Genomic DNA, 26,737 nt, shown 5'->3' with positions numbered 1-26,737 from the left:
CCACCACGCCGCCCGACGGCCCCCAGCTCCCTCATTTCGGAACGTCATCGCCCCTTCCACCGCGCGGAACGGGCGATGACGTTCCGAAACGCGAGGACTTGCTCACCCGTGGAACGCACGAGACCCCCGACCTGGCGGTCGGGGGTCTCGGGGAGGACGAGGTTCAGCGGGTCTCGCGGTGGACCTGGTGGGTCTTGCAGCGCGGGCAGAACTTCTTGAGGTCGAGACGATCGGGATCGTTGCGACGGTTCTTCTTGGTGATGTAGTTGCGCTCCTTGCACTCGGTGCAAGCCAAGGTGATCTTGGGTCGAACGTCGGAGCTCTTGCTCGCCACGGGTCTGCCTCTTCTGGTCTGGGGGTGGTGCTGCCGGGATGCGGTAGCTGGGGCGGGACTCGAACCCGCGACACCACGATTATGAGTCGTGTGCTCTAACCACCTGAGCTACCCAGCCACGGAGGGACGAGTTCTCGTCTCTCAGAGCCCCTTTACGGAATCGAACCGTAGACCTTTTCCTTACCATGGAAACGCTCTGCCGACTGAGCTAAAGGGGCAAGCCGAGAAGCAACACTACAGGTAGTCCCGTGCAGGACGAAATCGGGGGTGCCCCTCTCGAGCGGGACGGCGTCAGGGCCTGGCAGCGCGCGCCAGACGGGCCGGCCAGAGCGGTCCGCCGTAGATGAAGCCCGTGTACGCCTGGACGAGGTCGGCACCGGCTGCGAGCCGGTCGCGGACGTCGTCGGGCGTGCTCACCCCGCCCACGCCGACGAGCGCGAGACGCTCCCCCACCCGGCCGCGCAGCCGGCTCAGCACCTCGGTGGCCCGGTCGGCCAGCACGGGGCCGGAGAGACCGCCCGCGCCCGCGGCGTCGACCGTCGCCCGGTCGGTGTGCAGCGACGCGGGACGCTCGATGGTCGTGTTGGTCGCGCTGATGCCGTCGAGACCCAGCTCGAGCGCCAGGTCGGCCACGGCGTCGACGTCGGCGTCGGCGAGGTCGGGCGCGATCTTGACGACCAGCGGCACGCGCCGACCCTGCGGGAGTCCCTCGGTGACCTCGCGCACGGCGGCCAGGATCGGTCGCAGGGCGTCGACGGACTGCAGGTCGCGCAGACCCGGCGTGTTGGGGCTGGAGACGTTGACGACCAGGTAGCTCGCGTACGGCGCGAGCAGCCGTGCGCTCTCGACGTAGTCGGCGACGGCCTCCTCGGCCGGAACGACCTTGGTCTTGCCGATGTTGACGCCGATGACCGCGTCGGCCCCGACCGCGGTGCGCCGCAGACGGTGCAGCCGGGCCGCGACGACGGCGGCGCCGTCGTTGTTGAAGCCCATCCGGTTGACGACGGCGCGGTCGTCGACCAGCCGGAAGAGTCGCGGTCGCGGGTTGCCGGGCTGGGGGCGGGCGGTCACGGTGCCGACCTCGACGTGGCCGAACCCGAGGCCGAGCAGCCCGGGCACTGCGCGGGCGTTCTTGTCGAAGCCGGCGGCCAGGCCGAAGGCGTGCGGGAACGTCAGCCCCATCACGGTGCGCGGTGCCGGCGGCACCGCGGCGAACGGTCGGGCGAGCCGGCCCCCGAGGCGGATGGCCCGGAAGGCCTGCTCGTGCGCGACCTCCGGGTCCATGCGGGCGAAGACCGTCGAGAACAGCGCGTCGTAGACCACGACCGTCAGCCTAGTGCCGGCCGCGGACCGACCTCGCCGCGACGGCGTCGGTCCCGCTCTCCCTGTTGGGGAGCGGGACCGACGTGCAGGAGACGCCGCCGGGCGCGTCCCATGACGCGCGACGGACCCCGCGTCTCGCGGACCGAGATCAGGCGATCGTGCGGATCATCTTCTTGTTGACGAACTCGTCGATGCCGAAGCGACCGAGCTCGCGCCCGAAGCCGGACCGCTTGACGCCGCCGAACGGCAGCTCGGCGCCCTCGGCCCCGACCCCATTGACGAACACCATGCCGGCCTCGATGCGGTCGGCGACCCGCTGCGCCTGGTCGGGGTCGTCGGTGAAGACGTAGGAGCCCAGCCCGAAGGGCGTGTCGTTCGCGAGCTCGACCGCCTCGTCCTCCGAGCCGACCTTGAACACGATGCCGACGGGCCCGAACAGCTCCTCGTGGAACGCGTCGTCGCCGGGCTTCACACCGGTGAGCACACCGGGCGGGAAGAAGGCGCCGTCGCGCTCGCCGCGGGTCTCGAGGTGGGCGCCCTGCTCGACGGCGCGGTCGACCTGGTCGGCCAGCCGCTCGGCGGCCTCCTTCGACGAGAGCGGCGCGATGCCGTCGGCGGCCTCGAGCATCTGGGCCGTGAACTTCTCCAGGAAGGAGTCGTACAGCTCCTCGACGACGATGAACCGCTTGCCCGCGTTGCAGGCCTGGCCGGTGTTGTCCAGCCGCGCGTTGACGGCCTGCTCGACGGTGGCGTCGAGGTCGTCGGCACCCAGGACGATGAACGGGTCGGACCCGCCGAGCTCCAGCACGACCTTCTTCAGGTGGCGGCCGGCGATCGCGGCGACGGCGGCACCGGCGCGCTCGGAGCCGGTCAGGGACACGCCCTGCACGCGCCGGTCGCCGATGACGTCCTCGACCTGCTCGTTGGTCGCGTAGATGTTGACATAGGCGCCCTCGGGGAAGCCGGCGTCGAGGAAGATCTTCTGCAGCGCCTCGGCCGACTCCGGGCACTGCGGCGCGTGCTTGAGCAGGATGGTGTTGCCGAGCGCCAGGTTCGGGCCGGCGAAGCGGGCGATCTGGTACGACGGGAAGTTCCAGGGCATGATCCCGAGCAGCACGCCGACGGCGCTGCGCTTGACCACGGCCGAGCCCTCGCCCTCGAGCAGCTCCAGCGGCTCGTCCGCCAGGAAGCGCTCGGCGTTGTCGGCGTAGAACTCGTAGATGGCGGTGCAGAAGTCGACCTCGCCGAGGCACTCCTCGAGCGGCTTGCCCATCTCGCGCTGCGCGATCTCGGCCAGCTCCTGGCGGCGCTCGGCGTGCAGCTCGCCGACCCGGCGCACGAGCGCGGCGCGCTCGGCCACGGTCGAGCCCTTCGACCAGGTGCGGAACGCCTCGTGGGCCGACGCGATCGCGTCCTGCACCTCGGCGTCGGTGGCGGTGGGGTACTCCTTGACGACCTCGCCGGTGGCGGGGTTCGTGACGGCGTACAGGCTCATCGGTGCTCCTTCGAGGGGGTGGCGGTGTCGGCAGGGCCGACGTTACGGGGTGCGGCGTCGCCCGGCCCGGTGACGAGGAGGGCGCTCATCGCACCGTCTCGGCCTCGCCCGCGATCCGCTGGGCGATCCAGATCGGCACGACGGAGACGACGATGAGCACGACCGCGACGACGGCCACGACAGGCGCCTGGTTGGGCCGGAACAGGTTGTTGAGGATCCAGATGGGCAGCGTCGTGGTGCCAGGACCGGCGGTGAACGTGGTCACGATGATCTCGTCGAAGCTGAGCGCGAAGGCGAGCAGGCCGCCGGCCAGCAGGGCCGAGCGCAGCTGCGGGAACGTGACGAGCCGGAACGTCGTCCAGAGACCGGCGCCCAGGTCGGCGGAGGCCTCCTCGAGGTTGCCGCCCATGCGCCGCAGTCTCGCGACGACGTTGTTGAACACGGTGACGATGCAGAAGGTCGCGTGCGCGACCACCAGCGTCGCGACGCCGAGCTCGATCGCCAGGATCCCGCGGAACGCGTTGTTCAGCGCGACGCCCGTGACGATGCCGGGGAGCGCGATGGGCAGGATCACCAGCAGGTTGACCGTGTTGCGCCCGAAGAACCGGAAGCGCTGCAGCGCGAACGCCATGAGGGTGCCGAGCACCAGCGCCACCGCCGTCGACGCGAGCGCCACCTCGACGCTCGTGAGCACGGCGTCGCGGGCCCCGGCGCTGTGGAACGCCCGCACCCACCACTGTGTCGTGAACCCGTCGGGCGGCCAGGTCATCGAGGGGTCGGGGTTGAAGGAGTTCGCGACGACCACGAGCAGCGGTGCGTACATGAGGACGAGGACGAGGGCGGTGGCGGCGAGCAGGGCTCGACGCGAGACCGGGCTGAGGGTCACGGCGCGCTCCTAGAGGTTGTCCAGGGCGCCCGTGCGGCGGACCGCCGCGAGGTACCCGAGCATGATGACGATGGGCACGAGCGCGATGGCCGCGGCGAGCGGCAGGTTGTTGGCCGCGCCGACGTTCGTGTAGACGAGGTTGCCGAGCATCTGGTTCGCGCCGCCGACGATGTTGACGCTGATGTAGTCGCCCAGCGTCAGCGAGAAGCTGAAGATCGAGCCGGCGACGACCGCGGGAAGCAGCAGCGGCATGACGACCGTGCGGACCGTCGTGCCGGCCGACGCGCCGAGGTCGCCGGCTGCCTCGAGCAGCGAGTCGGGCACGCGCTCCATGCCCGCGAAGATCGGGAGGATCACGTACGGCAGCCAGATGTAGGCCTGCGTCATGACGACGGCCGTGAGCCCGTAGCCGGGGCTGTGCGCACCGAACGGGTTCAGCACCCAGTCGACGAGACCGCCCTCGCTGAGCAGCGAGCGCCACGCGAACGCCTTCACGAGGTAGCTGGCCCACAGCGGCGTCAGGACCGCGACGACGAGCAGCCGCCGGGCTCGCGGCGACGCGACCTTGGCCATGTAGAAGGCGATGGGCAGCGCGATGGCGACGTCGATGACGGTCACGAGCGCCGCGACGCCGAACGTACGGAGCGTGACGGTGCGGTAGAGCGACTCCGTCGCGACCTCGCGCAGGTTGTCGAGCGTGAGGCCGCGGTCGATCTCGCCCGTGAAGGCGTCGACCGACCACAGCGCGGTGACGAGCAGCGCGGCGAGCGCGACCACGTAGACGAGCACCAGCCAGGTGAGCGGCGCGGAGAGGAGCAGCCCGAGCCGCAGGCGCGGCCGCGTGGCGAGGAAGGAGGAGGCCCGGCGGGCGACCGCCCCGGTCCCGGAGGACGGGGCGGTCGCCGTGGGCGCGGTCGGCTGGGTCACGTCAGCCCTTGATCTCGGTCCAGGCCTTGGTCCAGTCCGAGTAGTCGGTGCACTCGACGTCGGTGCGACCGTCGAGGCACTTCGCGATCGGCGTGCGCCAGTACCAGATCTTGTCCGAGTAGGCCTCGTCGCCGGCGTGGTACGTCTCGCAGAAGCCCTCGCTGGCGTACTCGCAGGCCTCCTCGGAGTTCGGCGACTCGCCGAAGTACTCGGTGGCCTGCGCGTTCGTCTTCGGGTCCTCGATGTGGTTGAGCCAGGCGTAGGCACAGTTGGGGTGCTTCGCCTTGGCCGCGATCATCCAGGTGTCGTTCCAGCCGGTGACGCCCTCCTCGGGCACCGTCGTCTTGACGTTGTCCTGGTCGATCGTGTTCGCGATGACCTGCCACGTGGTGCCGACCACCGAGTCGCCGGTCTTGAACGCCGACGCCTCCTTCAGGTAGTCCGACCAGTACTCGCCGACGTTGGCGCGCTGCTCCTTGAGCAGCTTCACCGCCGCGGCGAGCTGCTTCTCGTCGAGCGCGTACGGGTTCTCGATCTTCAGCTCCGGCTGCTTGGCCATGAGGTACATGGCGGCGTCGGCGATGTAGATGGGCGAGTCGTAGGCGGTCACCTTGCCCTTGTACTGCGAACCCTTGTCGAACACGACGTCCCACGACGTCGGCTCCTCCGTCACGACGTCGCTGTTGTACATGAGGAGGTTGGCGCCGTAGCCGTGCGGCACGCCGTAGTTCTTGCCGTCGACCGTGTTCCACTCCTGGTCCTTCAGGAAGTCGAAGACCTTGGCGTAGTTGGGGACGAGGTCGGTGTTGACCTCGGCCGCGGCCTTGGCGGCGACCATGCGCAGCGTGAGGTCGCCCGAGGCCGCGACGACGTCGTAGTCGCCGGACTTGGCGAGGTTGAACGCCTCGTCGGACGTGCCGTAGACCTTGCTGGTGACCTTGCAGCCCGTCTCCTTCTCGAAGTCGGTGACCCAGTCGGCGTCGGGGTCGTTGCTGCCGTCCTCGACGTAGCCGGGCCACGCGAGGATCGAGACCTGGCCCTCGTTCTTCCCGAGCTTCGTGGGCGCGCCGGTGGCGGCGTCGTCGTCGCCTCCCCCGCCGCAGGCGGCGAGGGCGAGGCTGCAGGTGACGGCGGCGGCGAGTGCGCCGACGCGTCCTCTCCTGGTCGTGGGGATCATCTCGGTTCCGTCCTCTTCGGTGGGTGTGGTGGGGGTCAGGCGAGCGTCACGAGGTCGGCGTGACGCCAGGAGGCGACGACGTGGTCGCCCCGCTCGACGGCGGCGGGCGCCGTGGAGGGCTCGAGGACGACGAGGCGAGCGCCGTGCTCGGTGTCGACGACGACGCGGCGGCCGATGCCGAGGTAGATGGTCTCGGCGACGACGCCCCGGACGCGGTCGTGCTCCGGGGTCGTCGCACCCGCGTCGGACTCGGCGGCGAGGTGGATCTTCTCGGGGCGCAGCGCATAGCGGCCGTCGCGGCCGAGGACGGCGCGCGCGACCTCGGCGTCGAACAGGTTGGAGGTGCCGACGAACGAGGCGACATAGGCGTCGACGGGTCGCTCGTAGACCTCCCGGGGGCTGCCGAGCTGGACGATGCGGCCCTCGTTGAACACGGCGACCCGGTCGCTCAGCGTGAGCGCCTCCTCCTGGTCGTGCGTGACGAAGACGAAGGTGATGCCGAGGTCGCGCTGGAGCTGCTTCAGCTCGACCTGCATCTGCTCGCGGAGCTTGAGGTCGAGCGCGCCGAGGGGCTCGTCGAGCAGCAGGACCCTGGGACGGACGACCACCGCCCGGGCGAGGGCGACGCGCTGGCGCTGCCCGCCGGAGAGCTGGGTGGGTCGACGGTCGGCGACGTGGTCGAGGCGCACGGTCGCGAGGGCCTCGAGGGCGCGGCTGCGACGCTCGGCCTTGCCGACCCCCCGCACGCGCAGCCCGTACGCGACGTTCTCGAGCACGCTCATGTGCGGGAACAGCGCGTAGTCCTGGAAGACGGTGTTGACGTCGCGCTCGAAGGGTGCCGTGCCGGTGACGTCGCGGCCGGCGAGCTCCACCGTGCCGCCGGTCGGCTGCTCGAAGCCGGCCACGAGGCGCAGCACCGTGGTCTTGCCCGACCCGGACGGTCCGAGCATCGAGAAGAACTCGCCGTCGGCGATCTCGAGGTCGACGCCGTCGACGGCACGCACGTCGCCGAAGTGCTTCTGGAGCCCGGTCAGGCGGATCGCGGGGGTGGCGCCGGTGCTGCTCATCGGTCTCCTTCGGCGGGCGTCCCGACGTCGTGCGCGCCGGGGCGGGAGGGGTGCTGGACCCTGTCCGCGCCGAGAAACCTATGGCTTCAGATGTTAAATGTAAACAGTCTTCTGTCACCATCCGGTAAACAGGTGCCACCGTCGTCCGGCACCGACCGAGCCTGGACGACGACCCGAGGAGATCCATGGCCGCCGTCCGACGTCGCTCGACCCGAGCGCGCACGGCCGTGTTCGCGCCCATCGGCGACCTGGGCCGGGCCGTGCGCGTGGAGCAGCGCCTCGCCCAGGCCATCCGCTCGGGGATCCTGGAGGACGGCGAGCGCCTGCCGAGCGAGTCGGAGCTGGCCGCGATGCTCGGCGTCGCCACGGTCACCGCCCGTGAGGCCCTCGTGTCGCTGCGCGCGCAGGGGCTCGTCACGACGACGCGAGGCCGCGGCGGCGGGTCGTTCGTCACCCGTCCCCTGGGCGCGGCCGACGAGATGCTGGAGCGACGCGTCGCGGCGATGACCCGCGTGGACATCGCCGACCACGGCATCCACTACGCCACGGTCCTCAGCGGCTGCGCCGAGCTCGCCGCGGAGCGCGCGAACGTCGAGGAGGTCGAGGACCTCCGCGAGATCCTCCCCGACCCGACCACGACCGACGCGACCGCGCTGCGGGCCGCCGACACCGAGCTGAACCTGGCCATCGCCGCCCTCTCGCACTCCGCCCACCTGGCGCGCGAGGTGATGCGCCTGGAGATGGAGCTCGGGGCGCTGCTGCGACTCGGCCTGCGCGACCCCGAGCGGCAGGCGGAGCTGCGCGAGCACCACGCGACGCTCCTGGCGGCCATCGCCGCCCACGACGGGAACGAGGCGCGCGCCCTCGTGCGCCGCCGTGTCCGACGACTCCTCGGCGAGCTCGCCGAGCTGCACGCGAGGATCAGGTGAGCCGATGACCGACCGCACCCCCGTCCCCACGCCCGGCACGACCGGTCTCGGTGCGTGCGTGCAGGCCGTCGAGGCCCTGTTCCACCCGCTGCTGCGCAGCCTGCGCGAGAGCGGCGACGCGCTCGCGCCCCTGTTCGACGGCGACGTCGCGGCCGCGCAGGTCCTCGACGCCGTCCGTCCACACGCCCTCGAGGTGCTCGCCGACCCGCACACCGTCGGCGCCGGGTTCGTCGTCTCCCCCGGCCTGCTGACCGACGAGGAGTACCTGCTGGCCTGGTGGCAGGGTGACGACCAGGGCCGCATCCCCGACTCGATCGCGCTCGTGCAGTCGACGGACTACAGCCGCCAGGAGTGGTTCCGCACGCCGCAGCGCAGCCATGCGTCGCACGTGACGGGCCCCTACATCGACTACGTGTGCACGGACGAGTTCATGCTCACCTCCACCGTGCCGGTAGAGCGCGACGGCCGGATGCTCGGTGTCATGGGAGCCGACGTGCTCGCCGAGACCGTCGAGCGGACGCTGCTGGACACGTTCCGCGCCGCGCACGCCACGCTCGTCAACGACCACGACCGCGTCGTGCTGTCCTCACAGGTCCACCTGTTCGCCGGCGAGCCCGTCGAGCGCGCGGCGTTCGCCACCCACGTGCCCTGCGAGGGCCTGCCGTTCACCGTGCTGGCGTGACCCCGTCGACCCCGGTGACCACCGTGTCGTCGGGGTAGGCCGCGACGACGAAGGTGCGCAGCCGGTCGGCCAGTGCAGCCAGAGCCGCCTCGGCCGGGTGCGTGGACGACCAGGCGACGAACAGCCGCACGGCCAGCTCCACGCCGCCGGACCGCACCCGCAGGCCGCGCAGGCCGTAGCGGACGTCGTCGGACACGACGGCGACACCGCGCCCCGCCGCCGCGAGCGCCTGCGCCACCGTGCCGCTGCTCGCCTCCACCAGCGAGGCCGGCCACCGCTGCTCGCGTTCGACGGCCGTGTCGAGCACCTGACGGGCGGCGAACGTCGGCGGCACGGTGACGACGTCGTGGTCGAGCAGCTCGGCCAGCCCGATGCTCTCGCGGTCGGCCCACGGGTGGTCGGTGCGCACGTACGCCCACACGGGAAGCTCGGGCAGCGGCGCCGCGCGCAGCGGACGCCGCGGGCGCCGCGTCGTGACCACCAGATCGGCGCCCTGTCGCATCGCGTCGTCGACGTCGAGCGCGGCCGTCTCGACCACCGACGGCGTGGGGTCGTCGTCGCGCAGGCTCGCGAGGAACGGCGAGACGACGTCGGCGAGGGTCGTGGCCGGCGCGGCGATGGTGACCCGGTCGAGGCCGCCCTCCGCCTGCACACGGGCGGCGGTGCGCAGCGTCTCCGCCGACGCCAGCACGTCGCGGGCCAGCGGCAGGAGCGTGCGACCGGCGGCGGACAGCACCAGCCGTCCGGCCATCCGCTCGAACAGGTCGACGCCGAGCTCGCGCTCGAGCTGGCGCAGCTGGCGCGAGAGGGCCGGCTGCGTGACACGCACCCGCTCGGCGGCCGCACTGACGGTGCCCGCGTCGACCACGGCGACGAAGGACGCCAGCGTCCGCAGCTCCATGACGAGCATCCTATGCGCGGTAGGCATGGAGCCGATCGTGGAACGGCATTGGACGGCATGGATGGGACAGGTCGAGACTGGGCACGCCGCACCACACGACTGCCTGCCTGGACCCGTCAGGCCGACCGCGAGAGGACCCGCCATGTCCGTGCCCCAGAGACGTCACCTCACCACGCCGCTGCCCGGACCCCGGTCGCGGGAGCTGATGGCCCGCAAGAGCGCCGCCGTCGCGGGTGGCGTGGGCACGACGATGCCGGTCTTCGCGGCCCAGGCCGGCGGCGGGGTCGTCGTCGACGTCGACGGCAACAGCCTCATCGACCTCGGGTCCGGCATCGCCGTGACGACGGTCGGCACCAGCGCGCCCCGCGTGGTCGCGGCGGTGCAGGAGCAGGTCGCCGCGTTCACCCACACGTGCTTCATGGTCACGCCCTACGAGGGCTACGTCGCCGTCGCGGAGGCCCTGAACCGGCTCACCCCCGGCGACCACCAGAAGCGCACCGCGCTGTTCAACTCGGGTGCGGAGGCGGTCGAGAACGCGGTGAAGATCGCTCGTGCGCACACCGGCCGCCCGGCGGTCGTCGTCTTCGACCACGCCTACCACGGCCGGACGAACCTGACGATGGCCATGACGGCGAAGTCGATGCCGTACAAGCAGGGGTTCGGGCCGTTCGCCTCGGAGGTGTACCGGGCGCCGCTGTCGTACCCCTTCCGCGACGGCGGCCTCGACGGTGCGACGGCCGCGGCCCGCGCGCTCGACGTCGTCGAGAAGCAGGTCGGTGCAGCCAACCTGGCCGCGGTGGTCGTCGAGCCCATCCAGGGCGAGGGCGGGTTCATCGAGCCCGCGCCTGGCTTCCTGCCCGCCCTGGCGACCTGGTGCCGCGAGAACGGCGTCGTGTTCGTGGCCGACGAGGTGCAGACCGGCTTCGCGCGCACGGGCGACCTGTTCGCCAGCGACCGCGAGGGCGTCGTGCCCGACCTCATCGTGACCGCCAAGGGCATCGCGGGCGGCCTTCCGCTGTCGGCCGTCACCGGGCGTGCCGAGATCATGGACGCACCGCACGCCGGCGGCCTCGGCGGCACGTACGGCGGCAACCCGCTCGCCTGCGCGGCGGCGCTCGCCGCGATCGAGACGATCGAGGAGGACGGTCTCGTCGAGCGTGCCCGCGCGGTGGAGAGGCTCCTGAAGGAGCGGCTGCACGCCCTGCAGGAGCGCGACGAGCGGGTGGGCGACGTCCGCGGACGTGGTGCCATGATCGCCGTCGAGCTCGTCCGGCCCGGCACCACCGAGCCCGACCCCGACCTCGCGCGCGCCGTGTCGGCGGCGGCGCACGCCGAGGGCGTCATCGTCCTCACCTGCGGCACCTACGGCAACGTGCTGCGTCTCCTGCCCCCGCTGGCCATCGACGACACGCTGCTCGGCGAGGGGCTCGACGTGCTCGAGGCGGCCTTCGCCTCCACGCTGGTGGGCGCGGCCCAGTGACCACATCGACCGAGGAGCACACCGTGACCGGAAACCCGCTCGACGACGCCCGCTCGCAGCTGCGCGAGGCGATCGACCTGCTCGGCCTCGACGAGGGCATGTACGAGCTGCTCGCCGCCCCGCGCCGCGAGATCACCGTGAGCATCCCGCTGCGCCGCGACGACGGCAGCGTCGAGGTCATCACCGGCCACCGCGTCCAGCACAACTACTCGCGCGGCCCGGGCAAGGGCGGCCTGCGGTACGCGCCCGACGTGAACCTCGACGAGGTGCGCGCGCTCGCCATGTGGATGACCTGGAAGTGCGCCCTGCTCGACGTGCCGTACGGCGGCGCGAAGGGCGGCGTGGCCATCGACCCCCGGCGCTACTCGGCAGCCGAGCTGGAGCGCGTGACGCGGCGGTACACCTCGGAGATCGCGCCGCTGATCGGCCCGGCGCACGACATCCCCGCCCCCGACGTCGGCACGGACGAGCAGACGATGGCCTGGATGATGGACACCTACTCGGTGAACTTCGGGCACACCGTGCTCGGCGTCGTCACCGGCAAGCCGATCAGCCTCGGCGGCTCGCTCGGGCGCGCGTCGGCCACCTCGCGCGGGGTGGTCATCGTGGCGCTGCAGGCGCTCTCCCACGTGGGCCTCACCCCCGGTGCCGCCACGGCCGCCGTGCAGGGCTTCGGCAAGGTCGGGCGCGGTGCCGCCCGGTTCCTCGCCGACGCCGGTGTCACGGTGCGCGCGGTGAGCGACCAGTACGGCGGCGTGCAGCACGTCGACGGGCTCGACGTCGCCGCGCTCGAGGCCCACGTGGACGAGACCGGCTCCGTGGTCGGGTTCGTCGGCGCGGAGCCGATCGAGAACGCCGACCTGCTCGAGCTCGACGTCGACCTGCTCGTGCCCGCCGCCGTCGAGGGCGTGATCCACGGCGGCAACGCCGAGCGGATCCGTGCCCGGCTCGTCGTCGAGGGCGCCAACGGCCCGACCACGGCCGAGGCCGACTCGGTGCTCGCCGAGCGCGGCGTGACGGTGGTGCCCGACATCCTCGCGAACGCGGGCGGCGTGATCGTCTCCTACTTCGAGTGGGTGCAGGCCAACCAGGCGTACTGGTGGACCGAGGACGAGGTGGAGGGACGCCTCGCCGACCGCATGACCGCCGCCTGGAAGCACGTGCTGGAGCACGCCCAGTCCCTCGACATCACGCTGCGCGCGGCGGCCACGAGCCTGGCCGTGAAGCGCGTGGCGGACGCCCACCGCCAGAGAGGCCTCTACCCGTGAGCACGCCGCCCGACCTCGATCTCACCGACCTCGACCCCGGCAGCGCCGTGCTCGTGGGCGGGCAGTGGCGCAAGGGCGGCAACGGCACCTTCGACGTCGTCGACCCGGCCGACCTGACGGTCGTGGCGCGGGTGTCCGACGGGGACCTGGGCGACGCGACCGCCGCCGTGGACGCTGCCCACGCGGCCTTCGCCACGTGGCGTCGGACCGCACCGCGCGAGCGGTCGGTGGTGCTGCACCGCGCGTTCGAGCTGATGCACCGCGACCGCGACCGCCTGGCCGCGCTGATCGTCAGCGAGAACGGGAAGTCGCTCGCCGACGCGCGCGGCGAGGTCGTGTACGCGGCGGAGTTCTTCCGCTGGTTCGCCGAGGAGGCGGTGCGACCGCACGGCGACTACGGCTCCTCCCCGGCCGGTGGCACGCGCACGATCGTGACGCACCGACCGGTGGGCGTGGCCGCGCTCGTGACCCCGTGGAACTTCCCTGCAGCGATGGCCACCCGCAAGATCGCGCCGGCGCTGGCAGCGGGCTGCACCGTGGTGCTGAAGCCTGCGGCGGAGACACCGCTCACGGCGCTCGCCGTCGCGCGCCTGCTCGCGGAGGCCGGCGTGCCCGACGGCGTCGTGAACGTCGTCCCCACCACCGATGCGGCTGGCGTCGTCGGCCACTGGCTGGCCGACCCGCGCGTCCGCAAGATCTCGTTCACGGGGTCCACCCGGGTCGGCTCGATCCTCCTGGGCCAGGCGGCGGAGCGCGTCGTGAACGCGTCGATGGAGCTGGGCGGCAACGCGCCGTTCGTCGTGGCCGACGACGCCGACCTCGACGCCGCCGTGGCCGGGGCGATGCTCGCCAAGTTCCGGGGTGGCGGTCAGGCCTGCACGGCCGCCAACCGCTTCTACGTGCACGCCGACGTCGTCGACGCCTTCGTCGAGCGGTTCGGGGCCGAGGTCGAGCAGCTGACGGTCGGCGCGGCCCGCTCGGGCGCGGCGGTCGGCCCGCTCATCTCCTCCGCCGCCGTCGAGACGCTCGCCGACGTCGTGGGCGACGCCGTCGTCGCCGGAGCCCGGATCAGCCACCAGGCGCCGGTCCCCGACGCGCCGGGGCACTTCTTCGCACCGACGGTGCTCGTCGACGTCCCCGCCGACGCCGCGATCCTCGACCACGAGCTGTTCGGGCCGGTCGCGCCGATCGTCACGTGGCGCACCGACGAGGAGCTGCTCGCCCTGGTCAACGCGAGCGAGATGGGCCTCGCGTCCTACGTCTTCTCCGGCGACCTGCAGCGCGCGATCCGCCTCGGCGAGGCGTTCGACGCCGGCATGGTCGGCGTGAACCGCGGGCTCGTCTCCGACCCGTCCGCGCCGTTCGGCGGGGTGAAGAAGAGCGGCCTCGGCCGCGAGGGCGCCCGCGAGGGTCTGGCGGAGTACACCGAGACGCAGTACCTCAGCGTCGACTGGCCGGGCTGACCTCGCGATTCACGCGGGCGTGACGGGGAACGATGCAGGCATGAGCGAACCGCAGACCGTCACCCCACGCCACCTCCGCAACCTCCTCGCCGCGTCGCCGGACTGCTTCCTCGGCCTCGTCGAGGGCGAGGTCAGGGTCGTGGACGGGGACGACGACGAGGGTGCCCTCGAGATCGTCTCCGCCGCCGACCTGCGCGACCGGGTCGGCGACGACCCGGACGACGACGTGCTCGCGGACGAGGCGGAGTCGCTCACCGTCGCCACCCAGCAGCTCGGCGGGTAGCCCAGCCTCCCACGATGCGACGGCGAGCGGAACCGCTCGGTCGTCCCGCACTCAGAGCTTCTCGAAGACCATCGTCGCCTGGATGCGGTCGCCGCCGCCGAAGCCACCGCTCGCGGCGGAGGCGGTGGTGATGGTGTGCAGGCGGTAGCCCTTCTCGGCCTGCGCGTTGATCGCGTTCTCCAGCTCGGCGAGGTTTCCCGACCTCGAGCTGAGCAGCTTCTCCTTGAGCGTCACCTGCAGCACCACGTAGTTCATCGTCGACACCTCTCGTCGCGGGAGCGCGGCGGTCGCGGTCCCCAGCGGATGTCTACCGCCGCCAGGGGTCCGAGCGTGGCCGAACGGGCGAAGAGCCGGCGAGTCTCGGCGTGCCCGTCTCACTCCAGCCCCGACCCCAACCCGCGTGAACTCGCGCGAGGCGCTGAGGTGGTCGATGGGACGGGTGGCTGGCGGAGGCCCGGGGTCTACTTCTGGAACCTTCTCCCTCGCGGGACCCGTGGCGACCCTTACCGTCCAGTCGGCCAGCTGAGCATCGACAATTCTACCCTCGTACCGTCGTCACGACGTATCCGAATCGGTTGGCCACGACGGCCCTTCCCGTCCTACCGCCGACGTTGACGTCGAAGGCATACGTCCCTCGCCAGTCGTACTTCGTGTTCTTGCTATGACTCGAGCAGCTCCAGTGAAACTCGTAACCCGCTCCTACGCCCCGCTTGTCGTAGGTGCAGTCTGCTGCCGGGGCAGACGCCGCTGGAAGGAGTGCCAGCATCAACACCAGTGACCCACTCACTGCGGCGCACCTCTTGAACATGAGTTCCTCCTATACCTTCTGCCGCAGCGTCGTGACCACTCCCTGCGACTCAGTCCGGTCCACATCGTCAAGGGCAGACCAGACTCACGTCGACCGTCAAGATTCAGGAGCTCAGTCGGGACGGACGTCCCACGTCGATGCCGACCCGCGCACGTGCTCGAAGACGAGGCTCGTCTCGGTCGACGTGAACTCGCGCGACGCGCTGAGGTGGTCGATGACGAAGGCACGCAGGGCGTCCGGCGAAGGGAGCGCCACCTGGATGAGGAAGTCGTCGTCGCCGGCGAGGAAGAAGACGTTGAGCACGCCGGGCAGCGCGGCGAGCCGGGGTGCGACCGAGCCGATGTCGGCGCGGGCCGCGGGCTGCAGCCGCACGGCGATCATCGCCTGGATGGGCCGACCGACGGCGGCGGGGTCGAGGTCGGCGTGGAAGCCGCGGACCACCCCGCTCGACACCAGCCGCCGCAGGCGCAGCGAGCACGTCGACGGGGCGATGCCGACCCGCTCGGCCAGCACGTTGTTCGGCACGCGCGCGTCGTCGGACAGCACATCGAGGAGACGGCGGTCGATGTCGTCGAGCACGACCGACCGCGGTCCGGGCGCGCCAGGGTCCGACCCGTTCGACGGACCGCCCGTGACACCACCCATGGACGAACGATAGTCGGCGACAGCACTCCATCTCGACGATCGTGCGGACTTTTCTCCAGCACAGCACCGGAATCCCCAGGATGGTCACCACCAGTCGATCGTCGAAGGAGTGCCATGCGCGTCGGAGTGCCGAAGGAAGTCAAGAACCACGAGTACCGCGTGGCCCTCACGCCCGTGGGCGTCCACGAGCTGGTGGCGCACGGGCACGACGTCCACGTGCAGCGGGGCGCGGGCCTCGGGTCGTCGATCACCGACGAGGAGTACGAGCGGGCGGGCGCACGCCTTCTCGACCGGGCGGAGGACGTCTGGGGCGAGGCCGAGATGGTCCTCAAGGTCAAGGAGCCGGTCGCGTCGGAGTACCCGCTGCTGCGCGACGACCTGACCCTCTTCACCTACCTGCACCTCGCCGCCGACCGCCCCCTCACCGAGGCGCTCGTCGACGCTGGCACCACCGGCATCGCCTACGAGACGGTGCAGCTGCCGAGCGGCGGGCTCCCACTCCTGTACCCGATGTCCGAGGTGGCGGGGTGCCTCGCCCCGCAGGTCGGCGCGCACTCCCTGCTCAAGGCGCAGGGCGGACGTGGCGTGCTGCTCGGCGGCGTGGGCGGCGTCGCGAACGCCAAGGTCGTCATCATCGGCGCCGGCGTCTCCGGCCAGAACGCCGCCAACATCGCGCTCGGCATGGGCGCCGACGTCACCCTCCTCGACACCGACCTCGAGAAGCTGCGCATGTCGTTCTGGCGCTACAACAACCAGGTCCACGGGCTCGCGTCGTCCACCTACGTGCTGGAGGAGCAGGTCCGCCAGGCCGACCTGGTCATCGGTGCGGTGCTCGTGGCCGGCGCGGCCGCCCCGAAGCTGGTGAGCAACGACCTCGTCGCGCAGATGAAGCCGGGGTCGGTGCTCGTCGACATCGCCGTCGACCAGGGCGGCTGCTTCGAGGACACCCGCCCGACCACCCACGACGACCCGACGTTCCAGGTGCACGGCTCGACGTTCTACTGCGTGGCGAACATGCCGGGCGCCGTCCCGCACACGTCGACCTACGCGCTCACCAACGCGACGCTGCCGTACACGGTCGCGCTCGCCGACCGCGGCTGGCGCGACGCGCTGCGCGCCGACCCGAGCCTCGCCCTGGGCCTCAACACCCACGCGGGCGCGGTCACCAACGCCCCCGTCGCGCAGGCCCACGGACTCACGCCGACGTCGCTCGAGGACGCGCTCGCCTAGCCGTCCCTCCCCCCGTTTCGGAACGTCATCGCCCCTTCTCGCGACGAGAACGGGCGGTGACGTTCCGAATCGGGGGCGCGCAGCTCGCGACCCCTCAGCCCGAGACGACGAGATCGTCGAGGGCCACGACGTGGCCCGCGGCGCACCGCACCTCCGGCTCGACCTCGGCGCCGCATCCGGCGTGCGCGAAGCGGGGCGAGTGCGGGTGGTCGGTGTGGCGACGCCCCCACGCCGCGAGAGCCAGCAGCACGGGCAGCAGCTCCTCGCCGCTCGCCGTGAGCACGTACTCCTGGCGCGTGCGCTGCCCCTCCTCGCGGTAGGGACGGCGCTCAAGGAGCCCGGCCTCGCGCAGCTCGCGCAGCCGCGCGGACGCGACGGCGTCGCTGATGCCGACCCGGTGGGCGAGGTCGTCGAAGCGCGTCGTGCCGTAGGAGACCTCGCGCAGGAGCAGCAGGGCCGACCGCGTGCCGACCACGGCGAGGGCGCGGTCGATCGGGCAGTGGTCACCGGGCGAGGGTCGGTCGGGCGCGGCGAGACGTCCTTCGAGTCGAGCGGGCATGGGACGACCCTACCGCCTGACTTGGCAGAAGCGAAGCCAGGCGCTACGGTCCTGGCTATGCCCAGCACAAGCCAGGGTTCGAGAGCCGTCGTGCTCGCGACCATCGGCGCCGCCTTCATGTCCAGCCTCGACCTCTTCGTCGTCAACGTCGCGTTCGACGACATCGGGCGCGACCTCGGCGTCGGCCGGCCGGGAGGTCCGAGCGCCGCCGACCTGAGCTGGGTGCTCAACGCGTACGCCGTCGCCTTCGCTGCCCTCCTGGTCCCGTTCGGTCGACTCGGCGACCGGTACGGGCGCAAGCGACTCTTCGTCGGCGGGCTCGCGCTGTTCGTCGCGGCCAGCGTCGCCTGCGCGACGAGCCCCGACGTGTGGATGCTCGTCGCGTTCCGCGTGCTCCAGGCAGCCGGCGCCGCCGCCATGACCCCCACCAGCCTGGGCATCCTCATGGCCGCCCTGCCGCCGGAACGACGCGTGGGTGCGGTGCGGCTCTGGGCCGCCACCGGCGCCCTGGCAGCAGCGTTCGGCCCGACGGTCGGCGGCGTGCTCACCCAGGTCTCGTGGCACTGGGTCTTCCTCATCAACCTGCCCGTCGGCCTGGTGCTGCTGTGGCTCGCCGTCACCGCCGTGCAGGACGGTCCGGCCGACGACGACGCGACCCGCCCCGACCTGGCCGGGGCCGCGGTGTTCGCCGGCGCCGTCGGGCTCCTCGCCCTCGGCCTCACGAAGAGCAACGACTGGGGCTGGCTGGACCTGCGCACGCTCGGGTCGCTGGGCGCGGCGGTCGTCCTCGGCGCATCGTTCTGGGCGCAGTCGCGACGCCACCCGTCGCCGGTCATCCACCCGGAGCTGCTGCGCGTGCGCTCGTTCCGCTACGCCAACCTGGCGATGCTGGCCTTCAACGTCGCCTTCGCGGCCCAGCTGCTCGTGGGCATCCTGTGGCTGCAGCAGATCTGGGGCTACTCGTCGCTGCGCACCGGGTTCGCCGTCGCCGTCGGTCCGGCCATGGTGCCGGTCACGGCCGCCCTCGCGCACCGGTTCCTCGCCGACGTGTCCCCCGCACGCCTGGTGGCCGCGGGCTCGGTGGTGTGCGCGCTGGGCAACGTCTGGCTGATCTCGGTGATGGGCCCGGAGCCCGCGTTCGCGTCGACCTACCTGCCCGGCTGGCTCCTCGGCGGCGTCGGCGTGGGTCTCGCCCTGCCCAACCTCATCGCCGGCGGCACCCGCGAGCTCGCACCCCACCAGTCCGCGACGGGCAGCGCCGTCGTGACCATGTCGCGGCAGATCGGCTTCGTCGTCGGCGTCAGCGTGCTGTTCGCGATCGTGGGCGGCGCGCAGGGCATGGCCGCCCGCGACGGCTTCGTCACGACGTGGGCGGTCTCGGCGGGTGCACTGCTGGTCGCAGCCGTGCTCGCCCTCGGGATGACCAGCCGGGCCCCGGAGCCGGTGCGGACGGCGTGATCCAGCGACGCCCGCCGACGGCTACGACGGGGGCCGGGCCGAGGTGCTGCGCGGGATGAGCGTCGGGGCGACGACGACGTGACGGACAGGGGCACCCGCCCGCGTCTCGTCCAGCAGCTCGAGGGTGGCGGCCGCGATCTGGTCGAACGGCACTCTCACGGTCGTGAGCGGCCGGGGCAGGCGGGCCGAGACCGGAACGTCGTTGTAGCCCACGACCGAGACGTCCTCCGGCACCGAGAGCTCGAGGGCCTGAGCCGCGGCCAGCACTCCGATCGCCGTGTTGTCGTTCACCGCGAACACCGCCGTGGGGCGGTCGGGCGACGCCAGCACGCGCCGCGCGACGTCCTCGCCGGACTCCATGCTGAACGCCGACTCGTGCACCAGGTCGCCGACGTCGGTGACCCCCACCTCCGCCAGAGCACGGCGGAAGCCGGCCTGCCGCCCGACGGCGCTCGACGCGTACGACGGACCCGCCACGAGCGCGATGCGACGGTGCCCGAGGTCGACGAGGTGCCGGGCCGCGAGGTAGCCGCCGAGCTCGTCATCGCCCACCGCGGACGGGGTGCTGCCGTCCGCGCGCAGCGCGAGGACGACCGGGACGCCGCGGTCGCGCAGACGTGCGGTGAGGTCGTCGCCCAGGCGGGCCGTGGTGAGCACGAGGCCGTCGACCCGCTGGTCGAGCAGCCGCTCGACGGCCTCCTGCTCGGTGGCCGGGTCGTCGTCGGTCGTGGCGACGATGGCGAACTGGTCGCGTCGGGCGCAGGCGGCCGCGACCTGCTCGAAGGTCATCGCCATGACCGTGTCGGTGAGGCGGGGCACCAGGACGCCCACCGTGCGGGTCTGCTGACGACGCAGGGCCGAGGCGAACCGGTCGCGGCGGTAGCCGAGACGCTGGGCGGCGTCGCGCACGCGCTGGGCCGACGCGCTGTGCGACGTCGGAAGCCGCTCGTCGAGCACGCGGGAGACGGTCGACTTCGAGACCCCGGCCTCCCGTGCGACGTCGAGGATCGTGGGCGGACGCAGCGGCGACTCGGTCACGCTCGCTCCTCGGTGCTCGTCGGGCGGGGTCGGTGGGATCGTTCCCGCCCAGCATAGGAGCACGCGGGGCCGCCACCAGTGCGCCCGACCGCGAGAGAATCCGCCGGGACGGTTGACAGCGTGTTCCCCGTCACACACGATGGGAACGTTCCCGTGAACGTTGTCACATCGGCCACCGCCCCTGGCACCGTCCCGTCCACCTCGGGAGCAGCGGCCGGACCGACCGGCCGGACCCCCCGGACGAGCCGTCCGCGGGGTAGACAGAGAAGGACGCCCATGACCGACACCGCACCCGTCCGCACCGACCCGGTGGGGCCCGCCGACGAGCAGCCCCGCCGGTCCCGCCGCGGGCTCACCGCCACCTTCGCCCTCATGGGGCCCAGCTTCATCGCCGGCGCCTGGCAGTTCGGGCCCGGCAACCTCGCGTCGGCCGTGCAGGCCGGCAGTGCCCACGGCTACACCCTCATCTGGGTCATCGCCCTCTCCACGGTGCTCATGATCGCCTTCACCGACATGAGCGTGCGCCTCGCCGTCGTCTCCCCCGGCTCCCTGGTGCAGACGATCAAGGACCGTCTCGGCCGTCCCGTCGGCGCCGCGGCCGGCATCGGCGTCTTCCTCATCAGCCTCTGCTTCTCCGTCGGCAACGCCGTGGGCTCCGGCCTCGGGTTCTCGATGCTGTTCGGCGGGTCGCCGACGCTGTGGACGCTCGGCTGCACGATCGTCGTCGCCGCCGTCGCCTGGGCGCCGAACTACTACAAGCTGTTCGAGCGGGCCATGCTCGGCATGGTGGTGCTGATGGGCATCGGCTTCGTCCTCGGCGCCTTCCTCTCCCAGCCCGACTGGGTGTCGGCGGCCGACGGCCTGTTCCCGACCCTGCCGTCGGACGCCGGCCTGCTCGTCATCGCTCTCGTCGGCACGAACTTCTCCATCAACGCCGCCTTCTTCACGGGCTACGCCTCCCGCGAGCGCGGCCTGAGGGCCGAGGACTACCGCACGACGACGATCGCCGACACCATCCCCGGCATCCTCGCCCCGGGCATCATGACCGCACTGGTGATCGTCACCGCCGCAGCCGCCCTGCAGAACACGGGCACCGCCGCAGCCTCGTTCCCCGAGCTCGCGAACGTCCTGCGCCCCGTGGCCGGCGACTTCGGCAGCGTGCTCTTCGGGCTCGGCTTCTCGGCCGCCGCGTTCTCCTCGATGGTCGCCAACGCGACCGCCGGCGGCACGCTGCTGTCCGACGGCCTGGGCCACGGCAACACGATGGAACGGCTGGGCGTGAAGATCGGCATGCTCACCGTGCTGACGTTCGGGCTCGTGGTCACCCTGGTGGCGAGCGGCTCGCCCGTCGAGCTGATCATCACCGCGCAGGCCCTCACCGTCGTCGTGGCACCGATGCTCGGGCTGCTGCTGTTCGTCATGACCACCCGGCGCGACCTGATGGGCCGTTTCGTGAACCGGTGGTGGCAGAACGTGCTGGGCGTTGCGGGCCTGGTGGCCATCTTCGCCCTCTGCTACCGACTGCTGACCACCCTGCTCTGACCGTCCTCCGGTCGGCCCCGCTCCTCGCACAGGAGCGGGGCCGACGTGCGTCGCGTCGCCAGACCACGGACCTTGACAGCGTGACCACGGTCACTCACACTGAGAACGGGAACGTTCCCGCGAACGTTCCAATCCGACCATCCGCGACGAAGGAACCACCATGACGCTCGACCTGCGCGGCCTCACCCCCGCTCCCGTCACCCCGTTCACCCGCGACCTCGAGGTCGACTACGACGCCGTGGCGTCGCTGACCCGCTGGTACGCATCCATCCCCGGCATCACCGGACTGGTCTACCTCGGCCACGCCGGCGAGGGCACCTACCTGACCCAGGAGGAGCAGGTCCGCGTCATCGAGGTCGCCGTCGAGAACGCCGGCGAGGTCCCCGTGATCGCCGGCATCACCGGCGAGGGCGACAAGGTCGCCGGCCTGGAGGCCAAGCGCGCGATCGACGCGGGAGCCTCGGCCGGCCTGCTGTACCCGTCGCACGGCTGGCTGCGCTTCGGCTACCAGCAGGGCGCCCCGCAGGAGCGGTACCGGATCGTCCACGAGGAGTCCGGTCTGCCGCTCATCCTGTTCCAGTACCCCGACGCCACCAAGGCCAGCTACGACCTGGAGACGCAGCTCGAGATCGGCGCCCAGGCCGGTGTCTTCGCCACCAAGAACGGCGTGCGCAACATGCGGCGATGGGACACCGAGATCCCGGTGCTCCGCCAGGAGCTGCCCGACCTGCAGATCCTCTCGTGCCACGACGAGTACCTCCTGCACACCATGTTCGACGTCGACGGCCTGCTGGTCGGCTACGGGGGCATCGCCCCGGAGCTGCTCGTCGAGCTGATCGCCGCCGGCAAGGCCCAGGACTACCCCGCCGCCCGCGCTCTGCACGACGCGCTGCTGCCCGTGACGAAGGCGGTGTACCACCGCGGCTCCCACATGGAGGGCACCGTGGCGCTCAAGCTGGCACTCGTCGAGCGCGGCAAGCTCGAGCACGCCGCGGTCCGTCCTCCGCTGCTCGACCTCGCCCCCGAGGCGCAGGGCGAGATCAGCCTCGCGCTCAAGCACGCCGGGATCATCTGAACCGCCCCACACGCAGCGGCCGGTGGCTCCGGGCGCCGCGCCCCGCCTCGCCGTGGTGGACACGTCGGAGCGGGGCCCGGCCCCCGGGCCCACCGGCCCTCGTCACGCTCCGGGAGGCTCACTCACGCGGGCTCGGCCCGTCGAGGAGGTCGGACTTCTCCACGACATCGAGCTCGCACGCGCGAGGAGGGGCGCCGCGGGTACGAGGACGTGCCCGTCAGCCTGCCGGGTAGGCCGAGCAGCGCTCGCACCGGCTCATCAGGTCGTGCTCGCACGTGAGCACGTGGGTGAGGAACGCCTCGGCCGTGTCGAGCTCGGCGCGTCGACGACGCAGGTGCTCGAGGTGCTCCGCGATGACGCTGTCCCGTCCCGCCGCGTCGCGGTGCAGGACCAGCCGGATCTGCGAGAGCCGGAGACCGACCCGCTGGCAGGACCGGACGACCCGGAGCCGGTGCAGGTGCTCGTCCGTGTAGTCGCGATGTCCGGCGGCCGTCCGGTCGGGCACGACGACCCCCTCGTCCTCCCAGTGACGCAGCACGTGGGCCGCGACACCCACCCGCGCAGCCGCTGCTCCCACCCTCATCGCCCCATCGTGCCACCTTGACTTCAGGTCGACCTGAAGTCCTAGCGTGCGAGCCATGTCCTCGCCCGACCGCCTCCCTCCGCCGCGCTACGTCGACCTCGACGGGGCCCGCGTCGCGACCTACGTGCTCGAGCCGTCAGGCCGCGAGCCCGGGGGCGACGTGGTGCTCTGCCACGGCACGCCGTGGTCGTCGGCCGTCTGGGCGCCGGTGGCCCACGCGCTGGCGGCCACGCACCGCGTGCTCCTGTGGGACATGCCCGGCTACGGCGCCTCGATCCCCGAGGGTCCACCGACTCGCGACCCGAGGGTCGATCTCGAGGCGCAGCGACGCCGGCTCGCGGCACTCCTGCAGCACTGGGACCTGACGTCGCCCCACGTCGTCGCCCACGACGTCGGGGGCGCCGTCGCCCTCGGGGCCCACCTGCTCGAGGCATCGGCGTTCGCGTCGCTGTACCTGCTCGACGTCGTGACACTCGACCCGTGGGGCTCCCCGTTCTTCCGGCTGGTCGCGGAGCACGAGGCGGTGTTCGCCGCCCTCCCCGCGCCTCTCCACGCGGCCCTCGTGCGGGAGTACGTGTCGGGCGCCGGTCGCGGGTCGCTCCACGCGCAGCAGGTGGACGAGCTCGTCGCACCGTGGACGACCCCGCACGGCCAGCGTGCCTTCTACGCCCAGGTCGCACAGCTGGAGCCCGCCCACACGCGGCCGGTCGTCGAGCGGCTCGGACGCACGCGCTGCCCGGTGCGCGTCGGCTGGGGCGAGCAGGACCCGTGGCTCCCCGTGGAGCAGGCGGCCGAGCTCGCGGACCGGCTCGCGGGCCCCGTCGACGTGCTCACGATCCGCGGGGCCGGGCACCTGGTGCCCCTCGAGGCACCGGAGCTCCTCGTCGACGACCTCAGGCGCTGGCTCGACCACGTCGGATGACGGCACTGGCGTGGCAGGAGGCCCCGGAGAACCCGACGGCCCCGGCGGGCTCTCGCCCGACGGGGCCGTCGGTTCCAGCGTCTGGCGCTGTGGCAGGTAGAGGATTCGAACCTCTGAAGGCAATGCCGGCTGATTTACAGTCAGCTCCCTTTGGCCGCTCGGGCAACCTGCCAAGGATGTCGACCACCGAGGTGGGCAACGACGAGAAACCATACCGCAGCCGGCACCACGCGGCCCAACCGGATCCGTCCCGCCGAGGGGTTGACAATCTACAACCAATTGGTTGTAGATTGTGATCATGAGCAGCGAGCAGGACGAGGACCGGGCCGACGCCCTCTTCCACGCCCTGGCCGACCGGACCCGACGCGACATCCTGCGCCGCGTCCTGGCCGGCGAGCACTCCGTGAGCACGCTCGCCGAGCGGTACCCCATGAGCTTCGCGGGCGTGCAGAAGCACGTCGCGGTGCTCGAGCGCGCCGGTCTCGTCACCAAGCGGCGCGTCGGCCGCGAGGCGCTCGCGAGCGGCGACGTCGAGGCCGTCCGGTCCGTCGGCACGCTGCTCGACGAGCTCGAGCACGTGTGGCGCGGACGCGTCGCCCGCATCGACGACCTCCTGCTCGGCACGCCCGAGGACCCCCAGCACGACACCACACCCACCCGCAAGGAGACCTGACATGCCCGTCACCGACGTCCAGAAGGACCTGGACCAGCGCACCCTGACCATCACCGCCGAGTTCGCCGCACCCGTCGAGCGCGTGTGCGCCATCTACGCCGACCCGCGCCAGCTCGAGCGGGTCTGGGGACCGCCCACGTTCCCCGCCACCTTCGTCGACCACGACCTCAGCGAGGGCGGCCGGCTCACCTACTACATGACCGGCCCCGACGGGCAGCGCTTCGGCGGCTGGTGGGAGGTCACCGCCGTCGACGCGCCGCACGGCTTCGACTTCCGCGACGGGTTCGCCGACGACGACCTCCGGCCCGTCGAGGGCATGCCGGTCTCGACCAACACCTTCCGGTTCGAGTCGATCGAGGGTGGCACGCGTGCCGTGTACACGTCGACGTACGAGACGCTCGAGGCCCTGCAGCAGGTCATCGACATGGGGGTCGAGGAGGGCAGCCGTCTGGCGATCGACCAGATCGACGTGCTGCTCGCCGCCTGAGCGACGACCGGACGAGCGCGAGCGCCTAGGCTGAGGGGTGGGACCTGCGGGTCCCACCCCTTCGCCGTCCCGACACCCACCAGGAGAGAACCCGTGGCCGACTCCTCGTTCGACATCGTCAGCAAGCTCGATCGCCAGGAGGCCGACAACGCGCTCAACCAGGCGATGAAGGAGATCTCCACCCGCTACGACTTCAAGAACACCGGCGCGCTGCTGGAGTGGAAGGGCGAGGAGGGCATCGAGATCACGGCGAACGCCGACGAGCGCGCCCTCGCCGTCCTCGAGGTGTTCAAGGAGAAGCTGATCAAGCGCGGCATCAGCCTCAAGGCGCTCGAGACCGGCGACCCGCGCCAGAGCGGCAAGGACGTCAAGATCAACGGCAGCTTCAGCCAGGGCATCAGCACCGAGCAGGCCAAGAAGGTCTCCAAGCTGATCCGCGACGAGGGCCCGAAGGGCGTCAAGGTGCAGGTGCAGGGCGACGAGCTGCGCGTCACCAGCAAGAAGCGCGACGACCTGCAGGAGGTCATCGCGCTGCTCAAGGGCGCCGATCTCGACTTCCCCCTGCAGTTCGTCAACTACCGCTGACAGGCTGCGTCCGGGGCCGTCAGGTCACGACGTCCCAGAGCCAGGCCACGCTGACCACCGCGCCGACGACGAGCAGCACCAGCAGGAGCACGGCGAGCAGGAAGCAGCCGAACGCCCCGAGGTCGCCGTCGTGCGGCTCGAGCACCTCGCTGTCGGGCCACTCGTCCTGCAGCGGGTGCTCGCCGAGGTGGGCGTTGGCGTGCTCGAGATCGCAGAACAGGAAGACCTGCTCGTGGCGGAAGCAGCGCTCCTCCTCGGAGTCCAGGCGCTCGGACCGACCCACCACGATCGTGATCGCCCGGTCGGCCGCAGGGTCGACCCCACGGCCGCAGTGGGCGCACCCGCTGTCGGCGTCGACCGTCTCGTTGGTGTCGGCATGCTCGTCCATGCAGTCGACCCTAGGGACCCGACGGACGATCGACCCAGCGACTTTCCGTGGTCCCGGCACGGCAGGACGCCCCCGCCGGGCTGGTCCGGCGGGGGCGTCGTGCTCGCGGTGCGACGCGGGCGTCAGCGGTCGACGCGCACGACCGAGGCGTCCTCGGCGAGCTCGACGGTGACGTCGTCGTCGTTGCCGAGGTCGACCTCGACCTCGTAGGCGTGGCCGCGGTCGTCGCTGCGCTCGACGTCGGTGACGGTGCCACGCCCGACCTCCGCCAGCGCCGCCTTCTCCAGCTTCTGGCGCAGCGCCTCGTCGGTGACGTCGTCGGAGTCGACGCTCGGGGCGCTCGAGGGGCTGCCGCTCGCCTCGGTCGCGGCAGGGGCGGACGTGCCGGCAGGGCGCACGTCGTCATCGTCGTCGGACCCGCAGGCACTGACGCCGAGGGCGAGGACGAGGGCGGTGGCGGTCGCGGCGAGGGCGCGGAGGGACGTCATGGGGGTTCTCCTTCGATCGGTGATGAGCCCATCGAAGCCAC

The 26,737-nt window shown here is 72.0% G+C and carries 29 protein-coding genes and 3 tRNA genes; 14 read left to right on the top strand and 18 right to left on the bottom strand.

Annotated features, from left to right (window positions below):
• Window positions 1-163 precede the first annotated feature (163 nt).
• The 9 genes from rpmG to AC3WRM_RS09440 form a co-directional block, all read right to left on the bottom strand.
• The gene (gene rpmG, locus AC3WRM_RS09480; RefSeq protein WP_055964149.1) at window positions 164-334 is read right to left on the bottom strand and encodes a 50S ribosomal protein L33; all 171 of its coding nucleotides are present in this window, start codon (window positions 332-334) and stop codon (window positions 164-166) included.
• 44 nt (window positions 335-378) lie between these two features.
• Window positions 379-452, bottom strand: a tRNA-Met gene (locus AC3WRM_RS09475).
• Window positions 453-479: 27 nt separating this feature from the next.
• A tRNA-Thr gene (locus tag AC3WRM_RS09470) sits at window positions 480-552 on the bottom strand.
• 73 nt (window positions 553-625) lie between these two features.
• Window positions 626-1,657 (bottom strand): quinone-dependent dihydroorotate dehydrogenase, encoded by a 1,032-nt coding sequence (locus AC3WRM_RS09465; protein ID WP_492248028.1) that lies wholly within the window; start codon window positions 1,655-1,657, stop codon window positions 626-628.
• Between the two features lie 148 nt (window positions 1,658-1,805).
• On the bottom strand, window positions 1,806-3,152 hold the full coding sequence (locus tag AC3WRM_RS09460; protein WP_492248029.1) for an NAD-dependent succinate-semialdehyde dehydrogenase: 1,347 nt from the start codon (window positions 3,150-3,152) through the stop codon (window positions 1,806-1,808).
• A gap of 85 nt (window positions 3,153-3,237) precedes the next feature.
• Window positions 3,238-4,038: an ABC transporter permease gene (locus AC3WRM_RS09455; RefSeq protein WP_492248030.1), complete on the bottom strand. Its 801-nt coding sequence runs from the start codon at window positions 4,036-4,038 to the stop codon at window positions 3,238-3,240.
• 9 nt (window positions 4,039-4,047) lie between these two features.
• Window positions 4,048-4,965, bottom strand: coding sequence for an ABC transporter permease (locus AC3WRM_RS09450; RefSeq protein ID WP_492248031.1), 918 nt, complete (start codon window positions 4,963-4,965; stop codon window positions 4,048-4,050).
• Between the two features lies 1 nt (window position 4,966).
• Complete coding sequence (locus AC3WRM_RS09445) at window positions 4,967-6,142, bottom strand: ABC transporter substrate-binding protein (RefSeq protein WP_492248032.1); 1,176 nt, start codon at window positions 6,140-6,142, stop codon at window positions 4,967-4,969.
• Window positions 6,143-6,177: 35 nt separating this feature from the next.
• Window positions 6,178-7,209 (bottom strand): ABC transporter ATP-binding protein, encoded by a 1,032-nt coding sequence (locus AC3WRM_RS09440; protein ID WP_492248033.1) that lies wholly within the window; start codon window positions 7,207-7,209, stop codon window positions 6,178-6,180.
• Window positions 7,210-7,394: 185 nt separating this feature from the next.
• Between AC3WRM_RS09440 and AC3WRM_RS09435 the strand changes: the two genes are divergently transcribed.
• Window positions 7,395-8,138, top strand: coding sequence for a FadR/GntR family transcriptional regulator (locus tag AC3WRM_RS09435; protein WP_492248034.1), 744 nt, complete (start codon window positions 7,395-7,397; stop codon window positions 8,136-8,138).
• Window positions 8,139-8,142: 4 nt separating this feature from the next.
• Window positions 8,143-8,820, top strand: coding sequence for a cache domain-containing protein (locus AC3WRM_RS09430; protein ID WP_492248035.1), 678 nt, complete (start codon window positions 8,143-8,145; stop codon window positions 8,818-8,820).
• Here AC3WRM_RS09430 and AC3WRM_RS09425 read toward each other — a convergent pair.
• Entirely contained in the window at window positions 8,804-9,748 is a 945-nt protein-coding gene (locus AC3WRM_RS09425) for a LysR family transcriptional regulator (protein WP_492248036.1), read from the bottom strand. The genes AC3WRM_RS09430 and AC3WRM_RS09425 overlap by 17 nt on opposite strands.
• A 115-nt stretch (window positions 9,749-9,863) precedes the next feature.
• Here AC3WRM_RS09425 and gabT point away from each other — a divergent pair, with 115 nt between their 5' ends.
• The 4 genes from gabT to AC3WRM_RS09405 are packed head-to-tail and all read left to right on the top strand — an operon-like array spanning window position 9,864 to window position 14,215.
• Window positions 9,864-11,201 (top strand): 4-aminobutyrate--2-oxoglutarate transaminase, encoded by a 1,338-nt coding sequence (gene gabT, locus AC3WRM_RS09420; RefSeq protein WP_492248037.1) that lies wholly within the window; start codon window positions 9,864-9,866, stop codon window positions 11,199-11,201.
• A gap of 23 nt (window positions 11,202-11,224) precedes the next feature.
• Complete coding sequence (locus AC3WRM_RS09415; protein ID WP_492248038.1) at window positions 11,225-12,469, top strand: Glu/Leu/Phe/Val family dehydrogenase; 1,245 nt, start codon at window positions 11,225-11,227, stop codon at window positions 12,467-12,469.
• A 47-nt stretch (window positions 12,470-12,516) separates the two neighbouring features.
• Window positions 12,517-13,932, top strand: coding sequence for an NAD-dependent succinate-semialdehyde dehydrogenase (locus AC3WRM_RS09410; RefSeq protein WP_492248117.1), 1,416 nt, complete (start codon window positions 12,517-12,519; stop codon window positions 13,930-13,932).
• A 40-nt stretch (window positions 13,933-13,972) separates the two neighbouring features.
• Window positions 13,973-14,215: a hypothetical protein gene (locus AC3WRM_RS09405; protein ID WP_492248039.1), complete on the top strand. Its 243-nt coding sequence runs from the start codon at window positions 13,973-13,975 to the stop codon at window positions 14,213-14,215.
• Between the two features lie 51 nt (window positions 14,216-14,266).
• On the opposite strand, the gene AC3WRM_RS09400 is transcribed toward AC3WRM_RS09405, so the two are convergent.
• The gene (locus AC3WRM_RS09400) at window positions 14,267-14,470 is read right to left on the bottom strand and encodes a DUF4177 domain-containing protein (protein WP_492248040.1); all 204 of its coding nucleotides are present in this window, start codon (window positions 14,468-14,470) and stop codon (window positions 14,267-14,269) included.
• A 664-nt stretch (window positions 14,471-15,134) separates the two neighbouring features.
• A complete protein-coding gene (locus tag AC3WRM_RS09395) occupies window positions 15,135-15,668 on the bottom strand; it encodes an Lrp/AsnC family transcriptional regulator (RefSeq protein WP_492248041.1) in 534 nt (177 codons plus the stop codon).
• Window positions 15,669-15,782: 114 nt separating this feature from the next.
• On the opposite strand from AC3WRM_RS09395, the gene ald reads away from it, so the two are divergent.
• Window positions 15,783-16,898, top strand: a complete 1,116-nt coding sequence (gene ald, locus AC3WRM_RS09390) for an alanine dehydrogenase (RefSeq protein ID WP_492248042.1) — start codon at window positions 15,783-15,785, stop codon at window positions 16,896-16,898.
• Between the two features lie 94 nt (window positions 16,899-16,992).
• Here ald and AC3WRM_RS09385 read toward each other — a convergent pair whose 3' ends face one another.
• Complete coding sequence (locus tag AC3WRM_RS09385) at window positions 16,993-17,457, bottom strand: winged helix-turn-helix transcriptional regulator (protein ID WP_492248043.1); 465 nt, start codon at window positions 17,455-17,457, stop codon at window positions 16,993-16,995.
• A gap of 57 nt (window positions 17,458-17,514) precedes the next feature.
• Between AC3WRM_RS09385 and AC3WRM_RS09380 the strand changes: the two genes are divergently transcribed.
• Window positions 17,515-18,915, top strand: a complete 1,401-nt coding sequence (locus AC3WRM_RS09380) for an MFS transporter (protein ID WP_492248044.1) — start codon at window positions 17,515-17,517, stop codon at window positions 18,913-18,915.
• A 21-nt stretch (window positions 18,916-18,936) separates the two neighbouring features.
• Here the strand turns inward: AC3WRM_RS09380 and AC3WRM_RS09375 are convergent, their stop codons facing one another.
• Window positions 18,937-19,953, bottom strand: a complete 1,017-nt coding sequence (locus AC3WRM_RS09375) for a LacI family DNA-binding transcriptional regulator (protein ID WP_492248045.1) — start codon at window positions 19,951-19,953, stop codon at window positions 18,937-18,939.
• Between the two features lie 276 nt (window positions 19,954-20,229).
• Here AC3WRM_RS09375 and AC3WRM_RS09370 point away from each other — a divergent pair, with 276 nt between their 5' ends.
• Both AC3WRM_RS09370 and AC3WRM_RS09365 read left to right on the top strand, forming a co-directional pair.
• Window positions 20,230-21,495: an Nramp family divalent metal transporter gene (locus tag AC3WRM_RS09370; protein WP_492248046.1), complete on the top strand. Its 1,266-nt coding sequence runs from the start codon at window positions 20,230-20,232 to the stop codon at window positions 21,493-21,495.
• Window positions 21,496-21,655: 160 nt separating this feature from the next.
• On the top strand, window positions 21,656-22,570 hold the full coding sequence (locus AC3WRM_RS09365; RefSeq protein WP_492248047.1) for a dihydrodipicolinate synthase family protein: 915 nt from the start codon (window positions 21,656-21,658) through the stop codon (window positions 22,568-22,570).
• A gap of 217 nt (window positions 22,571-22,787) precedes the next feature.
• Here the strand turns inward: AC3WRM_RS09365 and AC3WRM_RS09360 are convergent, their stop codons facing one another.
• Window positions 22,788-23,153 carry a MerR family transcriptional regulator gene (locus AC3WRM_RS09360; RefSeq protein ID WP_492248048.1) on the bottom strand — a complete coding sequence of 122 codons (366 nt, stop codon included), beginning with the start codon at window positions 23,151-23,153 and terminating at the stop codon, window positions 22,788-22,790.
• A 55-nt stretch (window positions 23,154-23,208) separates the two neighbouring features.
• Between AC3WRM_RS09360 and AC3WRM_RS09355 the strand changes: the two genes are divergently transcribed.
• Complete coding sequence (locus AC3WRM_RS09355) at window positions 23,209-24,075, top strand: alpha/beta fold hydrolase (protein ID WP_492248049.1); 867 nt, start codon at window positions 23,209-23,211, stop codon at window positions 24,073-24,075.
• A gap of 90 nt (window positions 24,076-24,165) precedes the next feature.
• Here AC3WRM_RS09355 and AC3WRM_RS09350 read toward each other — a convergent pair.
• Window positions 24,166-24,247 (bottom strand) — tRNA-Tyr (locus tag AC3WRM_RS09350).
• Between the two features lie 126 nt (window positions 24,248-24,373).
• Here AC3WRM_RS09350 and AC3WRM_RS09345 point away from each other — a divergent pair.
• From AC3WRM_RS09345 to AC3WRM_RS09335, 3 genes are all read left to right on the top strand, one after another.
• Window positions 24,374-24,748, top strand: coding sequence for an ArsR/SmtB family transcription factor (locus AC3WRM_RS09345; RefSeq protein WP_492248050.1), 375 nt, complete (start codon window positions 24,374-24,376; stop codon window positions 24,746-24,748).
• A 1-nt stretch (window position 24,749) separates the two neighbouring features.
• Window positions 24,750-25,235 (top strand): SRPBCC family protein, encoded by a 486-nt coding sequence (locus tag AC3WRM_RS09340; RefSeq protein ID WP_492248051.1) that lies wholly within the window; start codon window positions 24,750-24,752, stop codon window positions 25,233-25,235.
• Window positions 25,236-25,328: 93 nt separating this feature from the next.
• Window positions 25,329-25,820, top strand: coding sequence for a YajQ family cyclic di-GMP-binding protein (locus AC3WRM_RS09335; protein ID WP_253026026.1), 492 nt, complete (start codon window positions 25,329-25,331; stop codon window positions 25,818-25,820).
• 19 nt (window positions 25,821-25,839) lie between these two features.
• Here AC3WRM_RS09335 and AC3WRM_RS09330 read toward each other — a convergent pair whose 3' ends face one another.
• Together AC3WRM_RS09330 and AC3WRM_RS09325 are read right to left on the bottom strand one after the other, a co-directional pair.
• The gene (locus AC3WRM_RS09330) at window positions 25,840-26,208 is read right to left on the bottom strand and encodes a hypothetical protein (protein WP_492248052.1); all 369 of its coding nucleotides are present in this window, start codon (window positions 26,206-26,208) and stop codon (window positions 25,840-25,842) included.
• Between the two features lie 122 nt (window positions 26,209-26,330).
• Window positions 26,331-26,696: a hypothetical protein gene (locus AC3WRM_RS09325; protein ID WP_492248053.1), complete on the bottom strand. Its 366-nt coding sequence runs from the start codon at window positions 26,694-26,696 to the stop codon at window positions 26,331-26,333.
• Window positions 26,697-26,737: the final 41 nt, after the last annotated feature.

Source organism: Aeromicrobium sp. EU05-FHT14F07, from assembly GCF_058790455.1.
The sequence above is the reverse complement of the archived record's forward strand: the minus strand, read 5'-3'. Positions and strand labels throughout refer to the sequence as shown.